Source organism: Streptomyces sp. NPDC058620 (genome assembly GCF_042717135.1).
Classification (GTDB): domain Bacteria; phylum Actinomycetota; class Actinomycetes; order Streptomycetales; family Streptomycetaceae; genus Streptomyces.
Window position 1 is genome coordinate 216378 of the sequence record NZ_JBHXQO010000002.1, and the last position, 22473, is coordinate 238850.

General features: G+C 72.4%; 18 protein-coding genes. 14 read left to right on the top strand and 4 right to left on the bottom strand.

Going from position 1 to position 22473, the window contains the following annotated elements; translation table 11 throughout:
• Positions 1-125 precede the first annotated feature (125 nt).
• Both ACFWSK_RS03440 and ACFWSK_RS03445 read left to right on the top strand, forming a co-directional pair.
• Entirely contained in the window at positions 126-1838 is a 1713-nt protein-coding gene (locus tag ACFWSK_RS03440; RefSeq protein ID WP_383781341.1) for an LCP family protein, read from the top strand.
• 252 nt (positions 1839-2090) lie between these two features.
• Entirely contained in the window at positions 2091-4895 is a 2805-nt protein-coding gene (locus tag ACFWSK_RS03445; RefSeq protein WP_383781344.1) for an FAD-binding and (Fe-S)-binding domain-containing protein, read from the top strand.
• Between the two features lie 19 nt (positions 4896-4914).
• Here ACFWSK_RS03445 and ACFWSK_RS03450 read toward each other — a convergent pair whose 3' ends face one another.
• Complete coding sequence (locus ACFWSK_RS03450; RefSeq protein ID WP_383781348.1) at positions 4915-5802, bottom strand: LysR family transcriptional regulator; 888 nt, start codon at positions 5800-5802, stop codon at positions 4915-4917.
• A 153-nt stretch (positions 5803-5955) separates the two neighbouring features.
• On the opposite strand from ACFWSK_RS03450, the gene ACFWSK_RS03455 reads away from it, so the two are divergent.
• Positions 5956-6921, top strand: coding sequence for a DMT family transporter (locus tag ACFWSK_RS03455; protein WP_383781351.1), 966 nt, complete (start codon positions 5956-5958; stop codon positions 6919-6921).
• Positions 6922-6993: 72 nt separating this feature from the next.
• Entirely contained in the window at positions 6994-7146 is a 153-nt protein-coding gene (locus tag ACFWSK_RS03460) for a hypothetical protein (protein WP_383781353.1), read from the top strand.
• 59 nt (positions 7147-7205) lie between these two features.
• Here the strand turns inward: ACFWSK_RS03460 and ACFWSK_RS03465 are convergent, their stop codons facing one another.
• Positions 7206-7358 carry a hypothetical protein gene (locus ACFWSK_RS03465; protein WP_383781356.1) on the bottom strand — a complete coding sequence of 51 codons (153 nt, stop codon included), beginning with the start codon at positions 7356-7358 and terminating at the stop codon, positions 7206-7208.
• Positions 7359-7424: 66 nt separating this feature from the next.
• Between ACFWSK_RS03465 and ACFWSK_RS03470 the strand changes: the two genes are divergently transcribed.
• From ACFWSK_RS03470 to ACFWSK_RS03505, 8 genes are all read left to right on the top strand, one after another.
• Entirely contained in the window at positions 7425-8225 is an 801-nt protein-coding gene (locus ACFWSK_RS03470) for a TIGR03084 family metal-binding protein (RefSeq protein ID WP_383781359.1), read from the top strand.
• A complete protein-coding gene (locus tag ACFWSK_RS03475) occupies positions 8225-9970 on the top strand; it encodes an acyclic terpene utilization AtuA family protein (RefSeq protein ID WP_383781361.1) in 1746 nt (581 codons plus the stop codon). The genes ACFWSK_RS03470 and ACFWSK_RS03475 overlap by 1 nt, the downstream gene beginning before the upstream one ends.
• Positions 9967-11565 (top strand): acyl-CoA carboxylase subunit beta, encoded by a 1599-nt coding sequence (locus tag ACFWSK_RS03480; RefSeq protein ID WP_383781364.1) that lies wholly within the window; start codon positions 9967-9969, stop codon positions 11563-11565. Before ACFWSK_RS03475 ends, ACFWSK_RS03480 begins: the two co-directional genes overlap by 4 nt.
• 8 nt (positions 11566-11573) lie before the next feature.
• Positions 11574-13532 carry a biotin carboxylase N-terminal domain-containing protein gene (locus tag ACFWSK_RS03485; protein WP_383781902.1) on the top strand — a complete coding sequence of 653 codons (1959 nt, stop codon included), beginning with the start codon at positions 11574-11576 and terminating at the stop codon, positions 13530-13532.
• Positions 13529-14689 carry an acyl-CoA dehydrogenase family protein gene (locus ACFWSK_RS03490; RefSeq protein WP_383781367.1) on the top strand — a complete coding sequence of 387 codons (1161 nt, stop codon included), beginning with the start codon at positions 13529-13531 and terminating at the stop codon, positions 14687-14689. Before ACFWSK_RS03485 ends, ACFWSK_RS03490 begins: the two co-directional genes overlap by 4 nt.
• A 106-nt stretch (positions 14690-14795) precedes the next feature.
• On the top strand, positions 14796-16424 hold the full coding sequence (locus tag ACFWSK_RS03495; RefSeq protein WP_383781370.1) for a 4-coumarate--CoA ligase family protein: 1629 nt from the start codon (positions 14796-14798) through the stop codon (positions 16422-16424).
• The gene (locus ACFWSK_RS03500) at positions 16421-17155 is read left to right on the top strand and encodes an enoyl-CoA hydratase family protein (protein WP_383781372.1); all 735 of its coding nucleotides are present in this window, start codon (positions 16421-16423) and stop codon (positions 17153-17155) included. The genes ACFWSK_RS03495 and ACFWSK_RS03500 overlap by 4 nt, the downstream gene beginning before the upstream one ends.
• Positions 17143-17730 (top strand): TetR/AcrR family transcriptional regulator, encoded by a 588-nt coding sequence (locus tag ACFWSK_RS03505; RefSeq protein WP_383781374.1) that lies wholly within the window; start codon positions 17143-17145, stop codon positions 17728-17730. Before ACFWSK_RS03500 ends, ACFWSK_RS03505 begins: the two co-directional genes overlap by 13 nt.
• A 24-nt stretch (positions 17731-17754) precedes the next feature.
• On the opposite strand, the gene ACFWSK_RS03510 is transcribed toward ACFWSK_RS03505, so the two are convergent.
• Positions 17755-18864 (bottom strand): citrate synthase 2, encoded by a 1110-nt coding sequence (locus ACFWSK_RS03510; protein WP_383781377.1) that lies wholly within the window; start codon positions 18862-18864, stop codon positions 17755-17757.
• Positions 18865-19154: 290 nt separating this feature from the next.
• Between ACFWSK_RS03510 and pdxH the strand changes: the two genes are divergently transcribed.
• Both pdxH and ACFWSK_RS03520 read left to right on the top strand, forming a co-directional pair.
• On the top strand, positions 19155-19790 hold the full coding sequence (gene pdxH / locus ACFWSK_RS03515; RefSeq protein WP_383781905.1) for a pyridoxamine 5'-phosphate oxidase: 636 nt from the start codon (positions 19155-19157) through the stop codon (positions 19788-19790).
• A 378-nt stretch (positions 19791-20168) separates the two neighbouring features.
• On the top strand, positions 20169-21560 hold the full coding sequence (locus ACFWSK_RS03520) for a PAS domain-containing protein (protein ID WP_383781380.1): 1392 nt from the start codon (positions 20169-20171) through the stop codon (positions 21558-21560).
• A 55-nt stretch (positions 21561-21615) separates the two neighbouring features.
• On the opposite strand, the gene ACFWSK_RS03525 is transcribed toward ACFWSK_RS03520, so the two are convergent.
• Positions 21616-22371: an SIS domain-containing protein gene (locus ACFWSK_RS03525; protein WP_383781383.1), complete on the bottom strand. Its 756-nt coding sequence runs from the start codon at positions 22369-22371 to the stop codon at positions 21616-21618.
• Positions 22372-22473: the final 102 nt, after the last annotated feature.

Below are 22473 nucleotides of genomic sequence, written 5' to 3' on the forward strand. Positions count from 1 at the left end.
CGGGGCGCGCGGACCAAGTGCACCCGGCTGTCTGGAAAACAGATGTGAGGATCTTCTTCCGGCCCCGAATCGCCGGGGAGGCCGGGCGGATAGGCTGAGCGACCCGATCGAGGAAGCAGGAAACCGTGGACGCGCAAGGCCGTGGCCGGGGCGAGGCTGTCGACCCCGCTGACCAGTGGGTGCTCAACCCGGACACCGGCGATTACGAGCTGCGACTGACCCCGTCCGCAGAGCGACCGTCCGCACCCTCCACGCCCGGCCGCTCCGCGCGCCGTCGATCGGGCAGCGCCGAGGGGGCCACGGTGCCCGGGCAGCGCGGACGCCCGGACCAGTCGCCCCGCCCGTCCCGCGGACGCTCCTCCCGGCAGCCCGCCGAACAGCAGACCGGGCGCCGCAGGCCCAGGCCGAAGGCCAGGAAGAAGAAGGCGCTGGTCTGGACCGGCGGAGTCATGGCGTTCCTGCTGGTGGCCGTCGGCACCGGCGGATATCTCGTCTACCAGCACTTCAACGGCAACCTCACCGCCGTGTCCGACGACGGTGCGGGCACCGGGGGCTTCAGCAAGGACCGGGCGATCAACGTCCTGGTGATCGGCACGGACAAGCGGACCGGCGCGGGCAACGAGGGATACGGCGACAAGGGCAGCGTCGGTCACGCCGACACCACGATCCTGCTGCACGTCTCCAAGGACCGTACGAACGCCACCGCGCTGAGCATTCCCCGCGACCTGATCACCGACATCCCGGACTGCCCGACCACCCAGAGCGACGGCTCGACGAAGGACATCCCGGGAACGCCGGGCAAGCGGTTCAACGAGAGCCTCGGGCAGTACGAACGCACACCGAGCTGCACCATGCGCACCATCACCGAGCTGACCGGCGTCAAGGTCGACCACTTCATGGTGGCGGACTTCAACGCGGTCAAGACGCTGACCGCCGCGGTCGACGGCGTCGACGTCTGCCTGGCCAAGGACATCGACGACGACAAGTCCCACCTCAAGCTTCCCAAGGGCAACCACACGCTCGACGGCGAACAGGCGCTGGCCTTCCTGCGCACCCGCAAGTCCGTCGGCTTCGGCGGCGACCTGAGCCGCATCGAGATCCAGCAGCAGTTCCTCGGCTCGCTGATGCGGAAGCTGAAGTCCAACGACACGCTCACCAGCCCCACGAAGATGTGGAAGCTCGCCGAGGCCGCGACCAAGGCGCTCACGGTCGACGACAAGATCAACGACATCAACCGACTCCGCCAGCTGGGCATGGAGTTGAGTTCCGTCGACATGAAGAACATCACCTTCACGACGGTGCCGGTGGTCGACAATCCGGCGGAGACGGTCAAGGCCACGGTCGTCCTGGACAAGACGAAGGCGCCGCAGCTCTTCTCGATGATCCGCGAGGACATCTCCCTCACCGAGGTCAAGAAGCAGAAGAAGGCCCAGGCGGCGGCCAGACTGAAGGGCCCCCGGGCCGCGTCGGCGGACGTCCGGGTCGACGTCTACAACGGCGGCGCGCCGTCCGGGTCCGCGCAGGACGCAATCGACTGGCTGCAGAACTCCGAGGGCGTGCTGAAGTCGAGCAACAAGGCCAACGCACCCGAGAAGGTCGCGAAGACGCAGCTCGTCTACGCCCCCGACCAGGCGGACCAGGCCCGCCGGCTCGCCGACCTGATGGGCCTCTCGGCCTCGGCCCTGAAGCCGACGACGACGGACGCGGGCGAGACGGAACCGATGCTGCTGACCCTGGGCCCGGACTTCACGGCGGCGGGCACGCCGCTGACCCCGCCGTCCAAGACACCCGAAGGCATCCAGCGGGTGGGAGCCGACAAGTCGGTCTGCGCGAAGTAGCCCTACCGGGCGGGGTGCCCCGAACCGGCACCGCCCTCCACCTGAACGGTGGGTGGTTGGGCGGCGAACCTCCTGCACGGCCCCGCCCACGCATCGCGCTCACCCGCATCGCGCTCACCCGCATCGCGGTAGCACAGCCAGCTGATGAAGTGCGGCCGGTCCGGGGCCGTGCAGGAGGGTCCCCGCAGGGTGACGAACAGACACCCGGGTTCGCATCCGTTACGGAACCCTCGGACACGACATGCTGAACCCATGGCCCGCCCCGACCTCGCCCACGCCCTCGCCGCCGCCATCCGCGGAGAGGTGGACTTCGGTACGTCAGCCCGCGCGCTCACGACCATGGACGCCTCCAACTACCGCCGCGTCCCCCTCGGCACCGTCGCCCCGCGCGACGCCGACGACGTCGCCGCCGCACTCGCCGTGTGCCGCGAGTACGGCGTACCGGTCGTCCCGCGCGGCGGCGGGACCTCCATCGCGGGCCAGGCCACCGGCACCGGCGTCGTGCTCGACTTCACCCGGCACCTGCGGTCGATCCTGGACCTGGACCCCCACGCCCGCACCGCCGTCGTCCAGCCCGGAGTGATCCTCGACGACCTCCGTAACGCCGCCGCCCCGCACGGACTGACCTTCGGCCCCGACCCGTCCACCCACAGCCGCTGCACCCTCGGCGGCATGATCGGCAACAACTCCTGCGGCTCGCACTCCGTCGCCTGGGGCACCACCGCCGACAACGTCCACGACCTGTCGGTCATCCGCTACGGCGGCGAGCCGCTGCGGCTCGGAGACGGCGCCGGTACGGTCCCTGGGCTCCGCGAGCTGATCGACGCCCACCTCGCCCCGCTGCGCACCCGCTTCCCCGACCTCCCCCGCCGCATCTCCGGCTACGCCCTGGACGCCCTGCTCCCCGAGCGCGAGCGCGACCACGGCGCCGGCCTCGTCCGCGCCTTCTGCGGCAGCGAGGGAACCCTCGCCGTGCTGACGGAGGCGACCGTACGACTCGTCGAGGCGCCGAAGGCACGCGCACTCGCCGTCCTCGGGTACGCCGACGAGTCGGCCGCCGCGGAAGCCGCGCCCGGCCTCCTCCCGCACCACCCGCTCACCGTCGAAGGCATGGCCGCCGACCTCGTAACCGAACCGGCGGGACTGCCACGCGGTGGGGCGTGGCTCTTCGTCGAGACGGGCGGCGGCACCCCCGCCGAGGTGCGGACGCACGCCGAACGGATCGTGCGGGCCGCCGGCGCGGACGGTGCCGTCGACGGCACCGTCGTCACGGACGCCGCGGCCCAACGCGCCCTGTGGCGAATCCGCGAGGACGCGGCCGGCACCGCCACCCGGATGCCGGACGGCAGAGAGGCATGGCCCGGCTGGGAGGACTGCGCCGTACCGCCCGCGCGGCTCGGCCCGTATCTGCGCGACTTCCGCACCCTGCTCACCGCACACGGACTGCGCGGCACGCCGTACGGGCACTTCGGAGACGGCTGTATCCACGTGCGCATCGACTTCGACCTGCTCAGCCCCCGTGGTGTGGCCGCCTTCCGCCGCTTCTCCGAGGAGCTGGCCTCCCTCGTCGTCGAGCACGGCGGCTCGCTCAGCGGGGAGCACGGGGACGGGCAGGCCCGCGCCGAACTGCTCCCTCGTATGTACGGGGACGAACTCGTCGGCGTCTTCAACCGGTTCAAGGATCTCTGGGACCCGGACGGCGGGATGAACCCGGGCATCCTCGTCCGCCCCGCCCGCCTCGACGAGAACCTCCGCTTCGCCGTGCTGCCGAGCCGCCCGGTCGACGTGGCCTTCGGCTACCCGGACGACGGCGGTGACTTCTCGGCGGCGGTCCGCCGCTGCGTGGGCGTCGCCAAGTGCCGTACGACGGAGGCGGCGGGGGCGGCCGTCATGTGTCCCTCCTTCCGGGCGACCGGCGAGGAGGCCCACTCGACCCGGGGCCGGGCCAGGCTGCTCCACGAGATGCTGGCCGGGGACGTCGTCACGACCGGCTGGCGGTCGGAGGAGGTCAGGGACGCGCTCGATCTCTGTCTGTCCTGCAAGGGCTGCCGCAGCGACTGCCCGGTGGGCGTCGACATGGCCACGTACAAGGCGGAGTTCCTGCACCACCACTACAGGGGGCGGCTCCGGCCGGCCGCGCACTACGCGCTGGGCCGGCTGCCCCGGTGGCTGCGCCTGGCCGCCCCCTTCGCGGGCGTCCTCAACGCGCTGGCCAGGATCGGCCCGCTCGCCGCACTGGCGAAGCGCCTGGCCGGGATCGCCCCGGAACGCGCCCTCCCGGTGCTGGCGCGGGAACGGTTCGGGCGGTGGGCGCGTACACGCGGACCCGAGGGCACGGTGATCCTGTCCGACGATGAGGTGGTGACGCTGTGGCCCGACACGTTCACCGAGCACCTCTCGCCGGAGGTGGGCCGGGCGGCGGTACGTGTCCTGGAAGCGGCGGGCAGGACGGTGGTGCACCCGGGACGCGGAGTGTGCTGCGGGCTCACCTATGTGTCGACGGGCCAGCTGGACAAGGCCCGGAAGGTCATGCGCCGCACCCTGGACCGCATGGGCGGCTTCCCCGGGGACCCGGTCGTCGTGCTCGAACCGAGCTGCGCCGCCACGCTCCGGACCGACCTGCCCGAGCTGCTTCCCGACGACCCGCGCGCCGCCGGACTGGCCGCGTCGGTCCGTACCCTCGCCCAGTACCTGGAGGAGTACGTGCCCGACTGGACCCCGCCGCGCCTGGACCGGCCCGTGGCGGGTCAGACGCACTGCCACCAGCACGCGGTCCTCGGCGACGCGGCCGAACGCCGGTTGCGCGAGCGGGCCGGCCTCACAGGAGAGCTGAGCGGCGGCTGTTGCGGCCTCGCCGGCAACTTCGGCTTCGAACGGGGCCACTGGGAGGTGTCGGTCGCGTGCGCGGAGGAGCAACTCCTGCCGTCCGTACGGGCAGCGGCATCCGGTACGGAGCTGCTGGCGGACGGCTTCTCGTGCCGCACCCAGCTGGACCAGCTGGCGGGCAGGCGCGCCAGGCACCTGGCGGAGGTGCTGGCGGAGGGGCTGGAGACCTGACCCTCCGCCGCCCCCGCCGTCACCTCTGGGTGCCGCCGACGATTTCACGGACCAGGGTGACGAGTTCCGGCAGTGCGGGGTGCCCGGGGGCGTCCCGCCGGGCGAGGAGGACCGGGACGGCGGGGGCGTCGTCGAGCGGCCGGTAGGCGACCCCGGCGTGCGGATGCATGGCGGCGGTGGACGCGGCGGAGACCCCGGAACCGCGGCCCGCGGCGATGGCGGTCAGCCAGTCGTCGGTGTTCGCGACGGTCAGGGTGGCGGCGGGCCGGTCGTGCGGGGGCCAGAGGTCGGGGGTGGTGATGCCGGAGACGGTGTTCAGGACGACCGGGCCGTCCGTCAGGTCGGCGAGGGTCAGTGACGTGCGGGCGGCGAGCGGTCCGTCCGCGGTCACGGCGGCGACCCGGTCCTCGGTGAACAGCACCTCGGTGACCAGCCCCGGCGTCCCGACCGGCCCCCGCAGCAGCGCCGCGTCGACCTCGCCCCGGGTCAGCCCCGCCGTGCGGTCGTCGATCCGCAGCAGTTCGAGGGGGGTCTTCGGGTGGCGCTCCTGCCAGGCCCTGAGCAGCGGGGTGGTGTACGGGCCGAAGGCGGACCAGGCGTGGCCGATCCGCAGTGGCCAGTGGCGCAGCCGGTCCGGGTCGAGCGCCTCGTCGAAGGCGGCGACGGCCGCGGCGGCCTTGTCGCGGAAGGCGGTGCCTTCAGCGGTGAGGGCGAGGTGGTGGGTGGAGCGGTCGACGAGCCGGAGGCCCAGGTGCTTCTCCAGGGCCGCGAGGGTGCGGGAGACGGCCGGCTGGGTGAGATGGAGGCGGGCGGCGGCGCGGGTCACGTTGCCCTCGTCCGCGACGGCGAGGAAGGCGCGCAGGTGCCGGAGTTCGATGGTGTGGCCGACGGCGGGTCCCGGGTTCATGCGTGCGGAGCATAACCGGAGCGCAGACGGCATTTCACGCGAACCGCCCACCTCTCTACGGTGAAGAGATGAGCTCCCCCTCTTGAGTGCAGTATCTTGGATCGATCAGTGCAATGAAGTGCACTTGACCTCTCTTTCGGAAGGCCGGACCCAGTGGACGTCCCGCGCAGTGCCGCAGAACCGGCCGCAGCAGTCTCCGTACCCGAGGCGGTTTCCGCACTTCCCGGGCCCGGGAAGCGGGGCCCCGGCGGCCGTCGGGGCGTGGCCCTCGGCCCGGTCGCGCTGGTGGTCGCGGGCGGCCTCTCCGTCCAGTTCGGCGCTGCGGTCGCGGCCCTGCTGATGCCGAGGGCGGGCGCCCTCGGCGTCGTCACCCTGCGGCTCGTCGCCGCCGCCGTCGTGCTGCTGCTCGTGTGCCGGCCCAAGCTGCGCGGCCACTCGCGGGCCGACTGGGGCACGGTCCTCGCGTTCGGTGCCGCGATGGGCGGCATGAACGTCCTCTTCTACCAGGCACTCGAACGGATTCCGCTGGGCGTCGCGGTCACCCTGGAGGTCCTGGGGCCGCTCGCCCTCTCGGTGATCGTCTCCCGCCGCCTGGTCAACCTGGTCTGGGCGGCCCTCGCGGTCGCCGGTGTCTTCCTGCTCGGCGGCGGAGGGGGCCTCGGCGGCCTGGACCCGGTCGGCGCGGCGTGCGCCCTCGGCGCGGGCGTCCTCTGGGCGGTCTACATCGTCTTCAGTGCCCGCACCGGCCGCCGCTTCCCGCAGGCGGACGGCCTGGCCCTGGCGATGGTCGTGGCCGCCCTCCTCTCCCTGCCCCTGGGCATCCTGGACGCCGGCTCGAAACTCCTCGTCCCGTCCACGATCGCGCTGGGCGCCGCGGTCGCCCTGCTGAGCTCGGTCCTCCCGTACACCCTCGAACTCATCGCCCTGCGCCGCCTCCCCGCCTCCACCTTCGCGGTCCTGATGAGCCTGGAACCGGCCATCGCGGCAGCCGCGGGCTTCCTGATCCTCGACCAGGCCCTGTCGAGCACCGACGCCCTGGCCATCGCCCTGGTCATCGGCGCGAGCATGGGCGCGGTACGCAGTCAGACGGGCGGTGCGCGCCGCAAGGCGGACGTCTGAGCGTCGCACCCCGTCGCCGCGACGAGGCCGCCTCCGAGGAGCACGATGGGGAGGGGGCGAAGGAGGTCAGTCATGGAGTCCACCGAGCCCGACGGGCTGTACGCCCACACCCCCTCGCAGGCCGAGGGCGAACGCGACGACCCCACCGAGCGCAACCGCCCCGAAACGCACAAGGAGGTTCCGCGGACGGAACCGTCCCAGGCCGAGGGCGAACGGGGAGAGTAGTCCGCAGGCCCTGGCTCAGGCGTCTGTGGGCAGGATGCGGAACGCTGTGAGACCGGGCGTCAGGGGGTGATCGCCCGGAAGCCCCGTTGGCCGAGCGTGAAGATGCGGTTGGTCCCGTACCGGTCCGCGAGCGCCACGCCCACCGCGTCCGCGAGCCCGGCGAGCCGGTACGGGCCGTCTGTTGGGGAGCGCCTGAAAAATAATGCAAGCACGCTTGCTTGTTTATGCGCTCGCTGACATGCTCCTGGGCACACAGCCACGCCCCGAGGGAGTGCACCGTGTCCGATGCCGCAGCCGTGTCCGTGCTCGACGATCTGCGCGAGGAGAGTGAAGAACTCGACGCGCTGGTGGCCGGGCTGAGTGGTGAGGGGTGGTCCCTGCCCACGCCCGCCGAGCGGTGGACCGTTGCTCATCAGATCGCGCATCTCACCTGGACCGACGAGGTCACCGTCCTCTCCGTCACCGACGCGGACGCCTTCGCCGGTGAGGTCGGGACGGCGATGGCCGACCCCGACTCCTTCGTCGACCGGGCCGCCGGTGAGCTGGTGGGCACGCTGGCGCCGGACGCGCTGCTCGACCGCTGGCGGGACGGGCGGCGCCGGCTCCAGGAGGCGTTGCGGGCGGCCGCGCCCGGGAGCAGGTTCCCCTGGTACGGGCCGCCGATGGGGGTGGCTTCCATGGCGACCGCCCGGCTCATGGAGACCTGGGCGCACGGCCAGGACGTCGCCGACGCCCTCGGGGTCACCAGGGCGCCGACCAGCCGGTTGCGGCATGTGGCGCGGATCGGTGTGCGGGCCCGCGACTACGCCTACTTCGTGCGCGGGATGAAGGCGCCCGAAGAGGAGTTCCGGGTGGAACTCGCCGCGCCGGACGGGGAGTTGATCGCGTACGGGCCGGAGGGTGCCCCGCAGCGGGTCACCGGGCCGCTGTACGACTTCTGCCTCCTCGTCACCCAGCGCGCCCACCGCGCCGACCTCGCGGTCCGGGCCGTCGGGGCGGACGCCGGCCAATGGCTGGACATCGCGCAGGCGTTCGCCGGTCCGGCGGGGCCGGGACGCCCGGCGCGGGAGGACCGCTGATGGGCCCGCAGGCGCGACCGCTCAGGATCGGGAACGCCTCCGGCTTCTACGGCGACCGCTTCGACGCCGTACGCGACATGCTCACCGACGGCCCCCTCGACGTCCTGACCGGTGACTATCTCGCCGAACTCACGATGCTGATCCTGGCCCGCAGCCGCTTCAAGGACCCGCGGCGGGGGTACGCCACCACCTTCCTGCGGCAGCTGGAGGAAGGGCTCGGGCTCGCGCACGAGCGGGGAGTGAAGATCGTGGCCAACGCCGGGGGCCTCAACCCGGCCGGACTGGCCGACGCGGTCAGGGAACTGGCGGAGAAGGTGGGCGTGCCGGTGCGCGTCGCCCACGTCGAGGGCGACGGCCTCCCCGTACCGGACGGGTTCCTCGCCGCCAACGCCTACCTCGGCGGTGCCGGGATCGCCGCGTGTCTGCGGGCCGGGGCCGACATCGTCGTCACGGGGCGGGTCACCGACGCAGCCCTCGTCACCGGGCCAGCAGCCGCCCACTTCGGCTGGGGGCCCGAGGACTACGACGCGCTCGCGGGGGCCGTCGTCGCCGGGCACGTGCTGGAGTGCGGGACGCAGGCCACCGGGGGGAACTACGCGTTCTTCGGCGACCACGACGTCCGCAGGCCCGGCTTCCCGCTCGCCGAGATCCACGCCGACGGGTCGTCCGTCATCACCAAGCACGACGGTACGGGCGGTGTCGTCGATGTCGGCACGGTGACCGCGCAGTTGTTGTACGAGACCGGCGGAGCCCGGTACGCGGGCCCCGACGTGACCGCCCGGCTCGACACCGTACGGCTGACGCAGGACGGACCGGACCGGGTCAGGATCTCCGGGGTGCGCGGCGAGGCCCCGCCGCCCACCCTCAAGGCCGGGCTCGTCCGGCTCGGCGGCTGGCGCAACGAGGTCGTCTTCGTCCTCACCGGCCTCGACGTCGAGGCCAAGGCGCAGCTCGTACGGGACCAGTTCGACGACGCGTTCGCCCGGTCCGGCGCACGGCCCGCCGAGGTGCGGTGGGAACTGGCCCGCACGGACCACGCCGACGCCGGCAGTGAGGAGACGGCCAGCGCACTCCTCCGGCTCGTCGTCCGCGACCAGGACGCCGAGGCGGTCGGCCGTGCCGTGTCGGGCGCCGCCATCGAGCTGGCGCTTGGCTCCTACCCCGGATTCCACGTCACCGCCCCGCCCGGCAAGGGCGCGCCCTACGGGGTGTTCGAGGCCGACTTCGTACCCGCCGCCGAGGTGGAACACCTGGCCGTCCTGCCGGACGGCAGCCGGGTGAGGGTGGCCGGCCCCGCGGAGACGCGGGTGCTGGCCCCGGTCGCGGAGCCCGCGTTACCTCCCGCGCTCCCCGTGGAGGTGACACGACGCGTCCCGCTCGGCCGGATCGCCGGTGCCCGCAGCGGCGACAAGGGCGGCGACGCCAACGTCGGGGTGTGGGTGCGCGGTGACGACGCCTGGCGCTGGCTGGCCCACGAGCTGACCGTCGAGCGCTTCAAGGAGCTGCTGCCGGAGACCGGGCCGCTCACCGTCGTACGCCATGTCCTGCCGCGGCTCCGCGCGCTGAACTTCGTCGTCCACGGACTCCTGGGCGAAGGCGTCGCCGCGCAGGCCCGCTTCGACCCGCAGGCCAAGGCGGTGGGGGAGTGGCTGCGGTCCCGGTGCCTGCCCGTCCCCGTATCCCTGCTGGACACGTCATCGCTGGACACGTCATCCCTGCTGGACCCCACGGAGGTGAACGCATGACCGTCCTGCCCACCGCACTCGACACCACCGGTCCCGAGTACGCCGCGAACCGCGAGGCCATGCTCGCGAAGCTCGCCGAGCTCGACACCGAGCACGCCAAGGCCCTCGCGGGCGGTGGCGAGAAGTACGTGGCCCGTCACAGGAAGCGCGGCAAGCTCCTGGCCCGGGAGCGGATCGAGCTGCTGGTCGACCCGGACACCCCGTTCCTCGAGCTGTCGCCGCTCGCCGCCTGGGGCAGCGACTACGCCGTCGGCGCCTCGCTCGTCACCGGGATCGGGGTGGTGGAGGGCGTCGAGTGCCTGATCACCGCCAACGACCCGACCGTGCGCGGCGGGGCCTCCAACCCCTGGACGCTCAAGAAGGCCCTGCGGGCCAACGAGATCGCCTTCGCCAACCGGCTGCCCTGCGTCAGCCTCGTCGAGTCCGGAGGCGCGGACCTCCCCTCGCAGAAGGAGATCTTCATCCCCGGCGGGGCGCTGTTCCGCGACATCACCCGGCTGTCCGCCGCCGGCATCCCGACCGTCGCCGTCGTCTTCGGGAACTCGACCGCCGGTGGTGCGTACGTCCCCGGCATGTCCGACCACACCGTGATGATCAAAGAGCGGTCGAAGGTCTTCCTCGGTGGTCCACCGTTGGTGAAAATGGCGACCGGCGAGGAGAGCGACGACGAATCGCTGGGCGGCGCGGAGATGCACGCCCGTACGTCCGGCCTCGCCGACCACTACGCCGTCGACGAGCAGGACGCGGTCCGGCAGGCCCGGCGCATCGTCGCCCGTCTCAACTGGCGCAAGGCGCACGGCGATCCGGGACCGGCAGAGCCGCCCACGTACGACGAGGACGAGCTGATCGGGATCGTGCCGGGGGACCTGAAGGTCCCCTTCGACCCGCGCGAGGTCATCGCCCGGCTCGTCGACGGCTCCGACTTCGACGCGTTCAAGCCGCTGTACGGGAGCAGCCTGGTGACCGGGTGGGCGCGCCTGCACGGCTACCCCGTCGGCATCCTCGCCAACGCGCAGGGCGTGCTGTTCAGCGAGGAGTCGCAGAAGGCCGCCCAGTTCATCCAGCTCGCCAACCAGCGCGACATCCCGCTGATCTTCCTGCACAACACCACCGGCTACATGGTCGGCAAGGAGTACGAGCAGGGCGGCATCATCAAGCACGGCGCGATGATGATTAACGCGGTGTCGAACTCCCGGGTGCCTCATCTGTCGGTGCTCATGGGCGCCTCGTACGGCGCCGGGCACTACGGCATGTGCGGGCGCGCCTACGACCCCCGCTTCCTGTTCGCCTGGCCGAGCAGCAAGTCCGCCGTCATGGGACCCCAGCAGCTCGCGGGCGTGCTCTCGATCGTCGCCCGCGCCTCGTCCGCCGCCAAGGGACTGCCGTACGACGACGAGGCGGACGCGGGGCTGCGCGCCATGGTGGAACGGCAGATCGAGTCGGAGTCCCTGCCGATGTTCCTGTCCGGGCGGCTGTACGACGACGGGGTCATCGACCCGCGCGACACCAGGACCGTCCTTGGGATGTGCCTGTCCGCGATCCACACCGCACCGGTCGAGGGCGCCCGCGGCGGCTTCGGCATCTTCCGGATGTGAGGACGAACGTGATCACCACCCTCCTTGTCGCCAACCGGGGCGAGATCGCCTGCCGGATCTTCCGCACCTGTCGTGAGCTGGGCATCTCCACCGTCGCCGTGTACTCGGACGCGGACGCCGACGCCCTCCACGTACGGGAGGCGGACACCGCCGTACGCCTGCCGGGGGCCGCCCCGGCCGATACGTATCTGCGCGGCGACCTCGTCGTGGCCGCCGCACTCGCCGCGGGCGCCGACGCCGTGCACCCCGGGTACGGCTTCCTCTCCGAGAACGCCGGATTCGCCGCCGCCGTGCAGGACGCCGGGCTCGTCTGGGTGGGGCCGCCGGTCAAGGCCATCGAGCTGATGGCGTCCAAGACCCGCGCCAAGGAACTGATGGCGGCGGCCGGCGTGCCGCTCCTCGCCCCCGTGGACACGGCGGCCGCCACCGGCGACGATCTACCTCTGCTGCTCAAGGCGGCGGCGGGCGGCGGCGGGCGCGGCATGCGAATCGTACGGGAACTCGGGGCGCTGGAAGCCGAGTTGACCGCGGCTTCGGCGGAGGCCGCCGCCGCGTTCGGGGACGGCGAGGTCTTCGCCGAGCCGTACGTGGAACGCGGCCGGCACGTCGAGGTCCAGGTCATGGCCGACGGGCACGGCGCCGTCTGGGCGCTCGGCACACGTGACTGCTCGCTCCAGCGCCGCCACCAGAAGGTGATCGAGGAAGCGCCCGCGCCGGGACTCGACGACGCGCTCAGGACCCGGCTGCACGATGCCGCGGTCGCCGCCGCGCGGGCCGTCGGCTACCTCGGGGCCGGCACGGTCGAGTTCCTCGTATCGGCCGAAGGGCGCCCGTACTTCCTGGAGATGAACACCCGCCTCCAGGTCGAACACCCGGTGACGGAAGCCGTGTTCGGGCTCGACCTCGTCGCCCTGCAACTGCGCGTCGCCGAGGGCGAACCGCTGCCGGCCGACGGGCCCCCGCAGCCGCGCGGCCACGCGGTCGAGGCCCGGCTCTACGCCGAGGACCCGGCCCGTGACTGGCAGCCGCAGACCGGAGCACTGCTCACGCTCGACGTGCCCGAGGAACCCGGGCTGCGCCTCGACACCGGATACACCGGCGGCGACACGATCGGCGTGCACTACGACCCCATGCTCGCCAAGGTCATCGCCCACGCCCCTACCCGCGCCGAAGCCGTACGCCACCTCGCCCGCGCCCTGGAACGCGCCCGCATCCACGGTCCCGCCACCAACCGCCGGCTCCTCGTACGCTCCCTGCGCCACCCGGACTTCGCCGCCGCCCGCCTCGACACCGGCTTCTACGACCGCCACCTGGACGCCCTCACCCAGCCCTCCGAGGGCCTCGAACTCCCCGCCCTCGCCGCCGCGCTCGCGGACGCGGCGGCCCGCGGCTCCGAAGGCGCGAACCCCGGCCCCGCCCGCTTCGGCGGCTGGCGCAACGTCCCCTCGCAGCCCCGGTCGAAGCGCTACCGCAGCGAACCCGACGGCACCGAGACCGAAGCCGCCTACCGGACCACCCGCCACGGCCAGGTCCCGGCGGGGGAGGCCGAGGGCGTACGCGTCGTCGCCACTCGCCCCGACCGCGTCACGCTCGAAACCGGCGGGGTCACCCGGCACTTCACCGTCACCACCCACCAGGACCGCGTGTACGTCGACACCGCCACCGGCTCGTACACCTTCACCGCCCTGCCCCGCTTCACCGACCCCACCGAACGCACCGAACCCGGCTCGCTGCTCGCGCCCATGCCCGGCACCGTCGTCCGCCTCGCGGACGGGCTCGCGCCCGGCTCGGCCGTCGAGGCCGGGCAGCCCCTGATCTGGCTGGAGGCCATGAAGATGGAGCACCGCATCCTCGCTCCCGCCTCCGGCACCCTCACCGCGCTCCACGCCGCCCCCGGCCACCAGGTCGAGGTCGGTGCACTGCTCGCCGTCGTCACCGAACCCGCAGCACCGGAGGAGAACGTATGAGCGCCGCCCTCGAAACCGAAGAGCACCAGGCCCTGCGCGCCGCTGTCGCCGCCCTCGGCAAGCGCTACGGCCGCGCGTACATGACCTCCCTCGTCCGCGAGGGCGAGCACCCCCGCGAACTGTGGGCCGAGGCCGCCAAGCTCGGCTACCTCGGAGTGAACCTCCCCGAGGAGTACGGCGGCGGGGGCGGCGGCATGGCCGAACTGTCCATCGTGCTCGAAGAGCTGGGCGCGGCCGGCTCACCGCTGCTGATGATGATCGTCTCCCCGGCCATCTGCGGCACCGTCATCGCCCGCTTCGGCACCGACGCCCAGAAGCGGCGGTGGCTCCCCGGACTCGCCGACGGCAGCATCACCATGGCCTTCGGCATCACCGAACCCGACGCCGGGTCCAACTCCCACCGCATCACCACCACCGCCCGCAAGGACGGCGACACGTGGGTGCTCACCGGGCGCAAGGTCTTCGTCTCCGGCGTCGACATAGCCGAGGCGACCCTCATCGTCGGACGCACCGAGGACGCCCGCTCCGGCAAGCTCAAGCCCTGCCTCTTCATCGTGCCGCGCGACGCACCCGGATTCCAGCGCGCGCGGATCGACATGGAACTCCAGGCGCCGGAGAAGCAGTTCGAGCTGGTCCTCGACGACGTGAGGCTGCCCGCCGACGCACTCGTGGGCGACGAGGACGCGGGGCTGCTCCAGCTCTTCGCCGGACTCAACCCCGAGCGCATCATGACCGCCGCCTTCGCCCTCGGCATGGGCACGTACGCGATCGCCCGCGCCGTCGACTACGCCCGCACCCGGCAGGTGTGGAAGGACCCCATCGGCGCCCACCAGGCCATCGCCCACCCGCTCGCCCAGTCGCACATCGAGCTGGAACTGGCCCGGCTGATGATGCAGAAGGCCGCACGGCTCTACGACGAGGGCGACGACATGGGCGCGGGCGAGGCCGCGAACATGGCGAAGTACGCCGCCGCCGAAGCCTGTGTGAAGGCCGTCGACCAGGCCGTCCACACCCTCGGCGGCAACGGCCTCACCCGCGAGTACGGCCTCGCCTCGCTCGTCACGGCGGCCCGTGTCGCCCGGATCGCGCCCGTCAGCCGGGAGATGATCCTCAACTTCGTCTCGCACCAGTCGCTGGGGCTGCCCAAGTCGTACTGACCGTGACAGTCGCGTCCAGGGGTTCCCCAAGCCGTACGGCAGGCGCGATTCTGGCACTTCGCACCCGTAGAAACGCCCGTCGTAACATCGGTCGAAGGGAACTGCCATGGTGTTCAGTAGCGAGTACGCAGACGTTCCGGCCCTCGAAGTGCCCATCCACGAAGCCGTACTCGGCCAGGCCGCCGCATTCGGCGACACCGTCGCCCTGGTCGACGGGACGAACGGTCTGACGGTCACGTACGCCCAGCTCGACACGTTCCACCGGCGCATCGCGGCGGCCCTCGCCGAAGCGGGGCTGCGCAAGGGCGACGTCCTCGCCCTGCACAGCCCCAACACCATCGCCTACCCGGCCGTCTTCTACGGGGCGACCCGGGCCGGGGCCACCGTCACCACCGTCCACCCGCTCGCCACCGCCGAGGAGTTCGCCAGGCAGCTCGGCGACTCCGGGGCGCGCTGGATCGTCACCGTGTCCCCGCTCCTGGACACCGCGCGCAAGGCGGCGGCGCTCGCCGGTTCCGTCCGGGAGATCTTCGTCTGCGACCAGGCCGAGGGGCACACCTCCGTCCTCGACATGCTCGGCTCCACCGCCCCGGAACCACAGGTGGACATCGACCCCGTCGAGGACGTCGCCGCCCTCCCGTACTCCTCCGGCACCACCGGCGCCCCCAAGGGCGTCATGCTCACCCACCGCTCCATCGCCACCAACCTGGAACAGCTCCGCCCCTTCATACCCATGGGCCCCGGCGACAGCATCCTCGCCGTGCTGCCCTTCTTCCACATCTACGGTCTTACCGCCCTGATGAACGCCCCGCTGCGCTTCGGCGCCACCGTCGTGGTGCTGCCCCGCTTCGACCTCGCCCAGTTCCTCGGCGCCATCCAGAAGCACCGCATCAGCGGGCTGTACGTGGCCCCGCCGATCGTCCTGGCCCTCGCCAAGCACCCCTCCGTAGGGGAGTACGACCTGTCCTCGCTGGAGTACATCGTCAGCGGCGCCGCCCCGCTGGACGCCGGCCTCGCCACCGCCTGCTCCGCCCGCCTCGGACTGCCGCCCGTGCGCCAGGCGTACGGCATGACCGAGCTCTCGCCCGGCACCCACGTCGTCCCGCTGTCCGCCGAGAACCCGCCGCCCGGAGCGGTCGGGAAGCTGCTCCCCAGCACCGAGATGCGCATCGTGGCCCTCGACGATCCGGGCAAGGACGCCGGAACCGGCACCGACGGCGAAGTGCTCATCCGCGGCCCGCAGGTGATGAAGGGTTACCTCGGCCGCCCCGAAGCCACCGCCGACATGATCGACAGCGACGGCTGGGTGCACACCGGGGACATCGGACGCGTCGACGACGACGGCTGGCTGTTCGTCGTCGACCGGGTGAAGGAACTGATCAAGTACAAGGGCTACCAGGTCGCCCCCGCCGAACTGGAGGCACTGCTCCTGAGCCACGAACGGATCGCCGACGCCGCGGTCATCGGCGTGTACGACGCCGATGGCAACGAGGTCCCCAAGGCGTACCTGGTGCGCCGGCCCGGCGAGGAGACACTGACGGCGCAGGACGTCATGGAGTACGTCGCCGAGCGCGTCGCCCCGTACAAGAAGGTCCGGCGGGCCGAGTTCATCGACGCCGTACCGCGCGCCGCCTCCGGGAAGATCCTGCGGCGCGAACTGCGCGACCGCGAGAAGACCGCCACGGCAGACCCCGCCACCCCCGGCCCCGCCCCCGACAAGGAGAGCACCGCATGACCCTCGCCGATCCGACGCACGTCCAGGGCATCACCACCCTCACGCTCGACTCACCGGCGAACCGCAACGCGCTCTCCGCGCGGCTCGTCGGCGCGCTCGGCGAAGCCCTGGACGCGTGCGCGGCCGACGACACCGTACGGGCGGTCGTCCTCACCCACACCGGCACCACGTTCTGTGCCGGAGCGGACCTGACGGGACCCCCCGACCCGGCCGCGTTCGTCGCGCTGATGCGCCGGATCGTCGCCCTGCCCAAACCGGTCGTGGCCCGGGTCACCGGACATGTCAGGGCCGGCGGCCTCGGGCTGCTGAGCGCCTGCGACATCTCGGTGGCCGGGCCCGGCGCCTCGTTCGCCCTCACCGAATCCCGCCTCGGCCTCGCCCCCGCCGTGATCTCGATGCCGCTCCTGGCCCGCATGGACCCGGCATCCGCCACCCGCTACTTCCTCACCGGCGAACGCTTCGACGCGGCGGAGGCCGCCCGCACCGGCCTCGTCACCCTGGCGGCGGAGGACGTGGACAAGGCGCTCGAACCGGTACTGGACGGACTGCGCCGCGCCTCGCCGCAAGGGCTGCGGGCGTCCAAGGAGCTGGTCACGGCTACTGTGCTGAAGAATTTCGACCAGCACGCCGAAGACCTCATCGCCCGCTCGGCAGCCCTCTTCACCTCCGCCGAGGCACGGGAAGGGATGACGGCCTTCCTCGAACGACGGGACCCCGCATGGGTGTTGTGACACCCCCGAAGACGCCGAAGCAGGACCGGAGCCGCGCCACGCGCCTGCGCCTCCTCGAAGCCGCGGTCGCCTGCCTCGCCGAACACGGCTGGGCGGGCTCCACGGTCTCCGTCGTCGCCGAACGCGCCGGGGTGTCGCGCGGCGCGGCCCAGCACCACTTCCCGACCCGCGAGGACCTGTTCACAGCGGCCGTCGAGTACGTCGCCGAGGAACGCTCCGCCGCCCTGCGCGCCCTGCCCGTCCAGGGCCGCACGGAGGTCGTGGCCGCCCTCGTCGACCTCTACACCGGCCCGCTCTTCCGCGCCGCGCTCCAGCTCTGGGTCGCCGCGTCCAACGAGGAACAGCTCCGCCCCCGCGTCACCGAACTCGAAGCCCGCGTCGGCCGCGAGACCCATCGCATCGCCGTGGGACTCCTCGGCGCCGACGAGGAGAAGCCGGGCGTACGCGAGACGGTCCAGGGGCTCCTCGACATGGCCCGCGGCCTCGGCCTCGCCAACCTGCTCACCGACGACGCGGCACGCCGCCGCAGGGTCGTCACCCAGTGGGCGGCCCTGCTGGACGGCGTACTGGACTGAACAGTCCGCGTGCGGCGGGCCCGCTCAGTTCCCCAGGTCCGCGAGCTGTTCGTACCCCGGGATCTCCCGCGGGCTGCGCGAGCCCGGACCGATGTACGTGGCCGACGGACGCACCAGCCGGCCCGTGCGCTTCTGCTCCAGGATGTGCGCCGACCAGCCCGCCGTACGGGCACAGGTGAACATCGACGTGAACATGTGCGCCGGGACCTCCGCGAAGTCCAGCACGATCGCGGCCCAGAACTCCACGTTCGTCGCCAGGACCCGGTCGGGGCGCCGCGCGTGCAGCTCCTCCAGCGCGGCCTTCTCCAGCGCCTCGGCGACCTCGAAGCGCGGCGCGGCCAGCTCCCTCGCCGTACGCCGCAGGACGCGGGCCCGGGGGTCCTCCGCCCGGTACACGCGGTGCCCGAAGCCCATCAGCCGCTCACCCTTGTCCAGGGCCTGCTTCACGTACGCCGTGGCGTCGCCGGTCCGCTCGATCTCCTCGATCATGCCGAGGACCCGGGACGGGGCACCGCCGTGCAGCGGACCCGACATCGCGCCCACCGCGCCGGACAGCGCCGCCGCCACGTCGGCGCCGGTCGAGGCGATGACGCGGGCGGTGAAGGTGGAGGCGTTCATGCCGTGCTCGGCTGCCGAGGTCCAGTAGGCGTCGACGGCCTTGACGTGCTTGGGGTCCGGCTCACCGCGCCAGCGGATCATGAAGCGCTCGACGACGGACTCCGCCTTGTCGATCTCGCTCTGCGGCACCATCGCGCGCCCCTGCCCGCGCGCCGACTGGGCGACGTACGACAGGGCCATCACCGCGGCCCGCGCCAGATCGTCGCGCGCGGTCTGCTCGTCGATGTCCAGCAGCGGTTTCAGGCCCCACACGGGCGCGAGCATCGCCAGGGCCGACTGCACGTCGACCCGGATGTCACCGGAGTGCACGGGGATCGGGAACGGCTCGGCGGGCGGCAGGCCGGGGTTGAACGCCCCGTCCACCAGCAGACCCCACACATTGCCGAAGGAGACCTGACCGACGAGGTCCTCGATGTCGACACCGCGGTAGCGGAGCGAACCGCCTTCCTTGTCCGGTTCGGCGATCTCCGTTTCGAACGCGACGACTCCCTCGAGTCCGGGTACGAAGGCGGACATGGGGCGGCTCCCTCAGTTCGGCGGCTGGTTCGGCGGCTGTGCGGCGACGGGTTTCGAAAACGTCGGCTGTACGAAGGCCACAGGGGCCTGCCCCAAGATATTGGCGGGTTCCCACGATGCGGGGAAGCGTGACATCCGGCACAGGGCCCCATTTCCCCGGTGGACGGTTACGGCCCCTCCCCGCCGGGCACACTCCGCCCCTGCGGCAGGATGGCCCCGTGCCCACCCCAGACTCCTCACCCTCCTCCGCTCACACCCCTCGTCACGATTGCACCACCGATCCGGCCGTGATGCGCGAGCACTACCGTTCCGAGGACTTCGTCGAGAAGGACCTCGCCGCCGACCCGATGGACCAGTTCGCCCACTGGTTCAGCCAGGTCGCAGCGGGCGGTGTGCTCCACGAGCCGAACGCGATGGTGGTCTCCACGGCCACACCCGGGGGCCGCCCGTCCTCCCGCACCGTGCTGCTCAAGCAGTACGACGCCCGGGGCTTCGTCTTCTTCACGAACTACGGCTCCCGCAAGGGCCTTGAACTGGCCGCCAACCCGTACGTCTCGCTGCTCTTCCCCTGGCACCCCATGGCCCGCCAGGTCATCGTCACCGGCAGCGCGGCCCGTGTGAGCCGCGCGGAGACGGTCGCCTACTTCCGCACCCGCCCCCATGGCTCCCAGCTGGGCGCCTGGGCGAGCGAACAGTCCACGGTGATCGGCTCACGCACGGAACTCGTCGAGCGCTACGAGGAACTGGCCGCCCGCTACCCGGAGGGCGAGAAGGTCCCGGCGCCCCCGCACTGGGGCGGCTTCCGCGTCGTACCGGAGTCGATCGAGTTCTGGCAGGGCCACGCGAACCGCCTCCACGACCGCCTGCGCTACGTACGCTCCACCGAGAACCCGGCCGCCTGGCACGTGGAACGCCTCTGCCCGTAGGGCGCCCGCGTCCCCGCCCGGAAACGCAGGAACCCGCAGGCTCTGGTCCCTCCTCGCGGAGGAGCCGGCCGGACTTACCGGCGAGCCTGCGGGTCGGTGACTGCTTGGTTTTCGGCAGACAGCCTGCCGAGGTGCACAGTGTGCGACGACGGGCTGTCAGCCCGCAGCCACCTCACGAATCCGATAAGACTGCACTTTTCGGATCACCTCCTTTCGACGTGTACGTCCACCGTAGGAAACGCCCCCGGCTCCGCACAACCGAATTAGCGCGGCTTCCTGATTTCCCGAATTTCCGGGAAGGGGGTGTGCCGTGGGTCACGTTCGAGTTGAATGGTGTGACGTGCGGCAATGGCGAACGCCTCCTGCAGGGGGTACGTGATGAACGCTTCCAGCAGCAGTGAAACCACCGACGCCCTCGGGTCCGACGGCGCTCCGGAGCCCGGGTCGGAGCTGCTCGCGGCTCTGCTCGACGGTATGGACGCCGCGCTGTGCGCCTTCGACGCGGACGGCACGATCACCCACTGGAACCGTGAGGCCGAGCGGATTCTCGGCTGGACCGCCGACGAGGCCGTGGGCCGGAGCGGATTCGCCGGCTGGGCGGTGCGCAGCGCGGACGCGGGAGACGTGCAGGGGCGGCTGCTGGCCGCCATGGACGCCCCCGGCCGCCAGGTCCACGAGTTCGCTCTGCTGCGCAAGGACGGCGGGCGGGTGCTCGTGCGGACCCAGTCGGCCGGGGTGCGCGGCGCCGACGGCAAGCCCGCCGGGGTGTACTGCGCGTTCAGCGAGGTGCACGCGCAGATCGACCTGGAGCGGGCGATCGCGCTCAGCGAGGCCCTGTTCGACGACGCGTCGTGGGGTGTGGTCCTCGTCGACGTCGATCTGCGCCCGACCGTCGTCAACGCCCATGCGGCCCGCGCGCTCGGCGGAGGCCGCACCTCGCTGCTGGGGCGCCCGCTGGGCGAGCTGATCGTGCAGGGCGTGGAGGACCTGGAGGGTTCACTGCACCACGTCCTGGCCGAGGGGCCGCCGCCCACGCCCGCCGAGCTGTGGGTGACGCTGCGGACGCCGGAGGGGCAGCGGCGCCGCTGCTGGCGCAACGGCTTCCTGCGGCTCGCCTCACCGCTCGCGGAGGAGCCGGTTCCGCTCGGAGTCGGCTGGCTGTTCCAGGACGTGACGGAGGCGAAGCTGGCCGGACAGGAGGCGGACCGGCTGCGGTTCCGGTCGAACCAGCTGCACAGGGCCGCGAGTTCGGCGGCCGAGTGCGAGGACCCGATGGAGGCCGCGACGTCCACGCTGGACTACGCCCTGGCCGGATTCGCCGACCACGTGGTGGTGGACCTGCTGGCGGACGACGGCGCCCCCCGCCCCGTACGTACGCTCTCGACGCCCGCCGACGGCCCCGGCCCCTGCCTGCCGGTCTCCGGCGGATCGGTCCCGGTGCGGTACGCGACGGGGCACCCGGCCCTCCAGTCGCTGGACCGCGAGGGCTCGGTACGGGCGAGCGCGGGAGCCGGCGCCGAGGAGTGGGCGCGGGAGCGTCAGTGGCCCCGGGACTCCGTCCACGCCCTGTGCGCTGTGCTGCGCAGCCGGGGCCGGACGCTGGGAGTGGTCACGTTCCTGCGCACGGCTCACCGCACCGCCTTCGAGCGTCCGGACGCGACCTACGCGGAGACGGTGGCCGCGCGGGTCGCCTCGGCCGTGGACCTGGCCCGCCTGCTCCCCGGGGAAACCGACCCGCCGGGTGCCGGATCAGGCCCGTCCGGTGCTTGAGGACGGACCCGTGCACCTGGCCGCCGGCGCCCTTCCCGCCGAGCCCCCGCACCGCTCAGTGGCGGTAGAAGATCCGGTCCGCGTACTGCGTCATCACACGCCCGTTCCACTCGTGCCCGCCGTCGACGTTCCCCGACCGCAGCAGCGGCGGCTCGATCCCCCGGGCCACCAGCCCCTCCGCGGCGGCCGCCATCATCGCCTGCATCACCGCGCTGGTGACCACCGTCGACGCGGGTGCGAACGGTGCCTCGACGCCCGGCGCCGTCAGTTCCGCGTCACCGATCGGGATCTTGCTGTCGAGGACGATGTCGCAGTGGTCGCGCAGGAATCCGCCCGACGCGTGCCGGGACCTCGTCCCCTCGGCGTACGCCACCGACGTGACCCCGATGACCGTCAGCCCGAGCGCGCGCGCGTTCTGGGCCATCTCCACCGGCAGCGCGTTGCGCCCGGAGAGCGAGATGATCACGAGGAGGTCGCCCGAGCGCGCGGGACTGGAGTCCAGCACCGCTCCGGCCAGCCCGTCCACCCGTTCCAGCGCGGAGCCCAGCGTCGCCGGCATGACGTCGACGCCCACGGTGCCGGGCACGGCGAGCAGGTTCATCAGGGCGAGGCCACCCGCCCGGTACACGACGTCCTGCGCGGCGAGCGAGGAGTGTCCGGCACCGAAAGCGAAGAGCCGGCCGCCCGCGGCGACGGTGTCGGCGATCGCGGCACCGGCGGCGGCGATGCTCTTGGCCTCCTCGTCGCGCACGCGCTCCAGCAGGCCGATCGCTGCGTCGAAGAACTGACCGGCCAACGTGCTGTCGCTCATCGAGGGGGCCCTTTCAGCGGGATGGAATGTCCGTGCCGCCGATCACGTTGCGGTCTGGACCAGTGGCCTGTCAATACCGCACAGGGGCCCGCGACGCGGGCC

What these genes read in the sequence shown, in the direction of transcription:
- ACFWSK_RS03505 (WP_383781374.1), top strand. Translation starts at nt 17,143, where the DNA reads ATGGGTGTTGTGACACCCCCGAAGACGCCGAAGCAGGACCGGAGCCGC.
- ACFWSK_RS03495 (WP_383781370.1), top strand. Translation starts at nt 14,796, where the DNA reads ATGGTGTTCAGTAGCGAGTACGCAGACGTTCCGGCCCTCGAAGTGCCC.
- ACFWSK_RS03450 (WP_383781348.1), bottom strand. Translation starts at nt 5,802, where the DNA reads ATGAACCCGGGACCCGCCGTCGGCCACACCATCGAACTCCGGCACCTG.
- ACFWSK_RS03480 (WP_383781364.1), top strand. Translation starts at nt 9,967, where the DNA reads ATGACCGTCCTGCCCACCGCACTCGACACCACCGGTCCCGAGTACGCC.
- ACFWSK_RS03510 (WP_383781377.1), bottom strand. Translation starts at nt 18,864, where the DNA reads ATGTCCGCCTTCGTACCCGGACTCGAGGGAGTCGTCGCGTTCGAAACG.
- ACFWSK_RS03525 (WP_383781383.1), bottom strand. Translation starts at nt 22,371, where the DNA reads ATGAGCGACAGCACGTTGGCCGGTCAGTTCTTCGACGCAGCGATCGGC.
- ACFWSK_RS03490 (WP_383781367.1), top strand. Translation starts at nt 13,529, where the DNA reads ATGAGCGCCGCCCTCGAAACCGAAGAGCACCAGGCCCTGCGCGCCGCT.
- ACFWSK_RS03500 (WP_383781372.1), top strand. Translation starts at nt 16,421, where the DNA reads ATGACCCTCGCCGATCCGACGCACGTCCAGGGCATCACCACCCTCACG.
- ACFWSK_RS03520 (WP_383781380.1), top strand. Translation starts at nt 20,169, where the DNA reads ATGAACGCTTCCAGCAGCAGTGAAACCACCGACGCCCTCGGGTCCGAC.
- ACFWSK_RS03460 (WP_383781353.1), top strand. Translation starts at nt 6,994, where the DNA reads ATGGAGTCCACCGAGCCCGACGGGCTGTACGCCCACACCCCCTCGCAG.
- ACFWSK_RS03475 (WP_383781361.1), top strand. Translation starts at nt 8,225, where the DNA reads ATGGGCCCGCAGGCGCGACCGCTCAGGATCGGGAACGCCTCCGGCTTC.
- pdxH (WP_383781905.1), top strand. Translation starts at nt 19,155, where the DNA reads ATGCGCGAGCACTACCGTTCCGAGGACTTCGTCGAGAAGGACCTCGCC.
- ACFWSK_RS03445 (WP_383781344.1), top strand. Translation starts at nt 2,091, where the DNA reads ATGGCCCGCCCCGACCTCGCCCACGCCCTCGCCGCCGCCATCCGCGGA.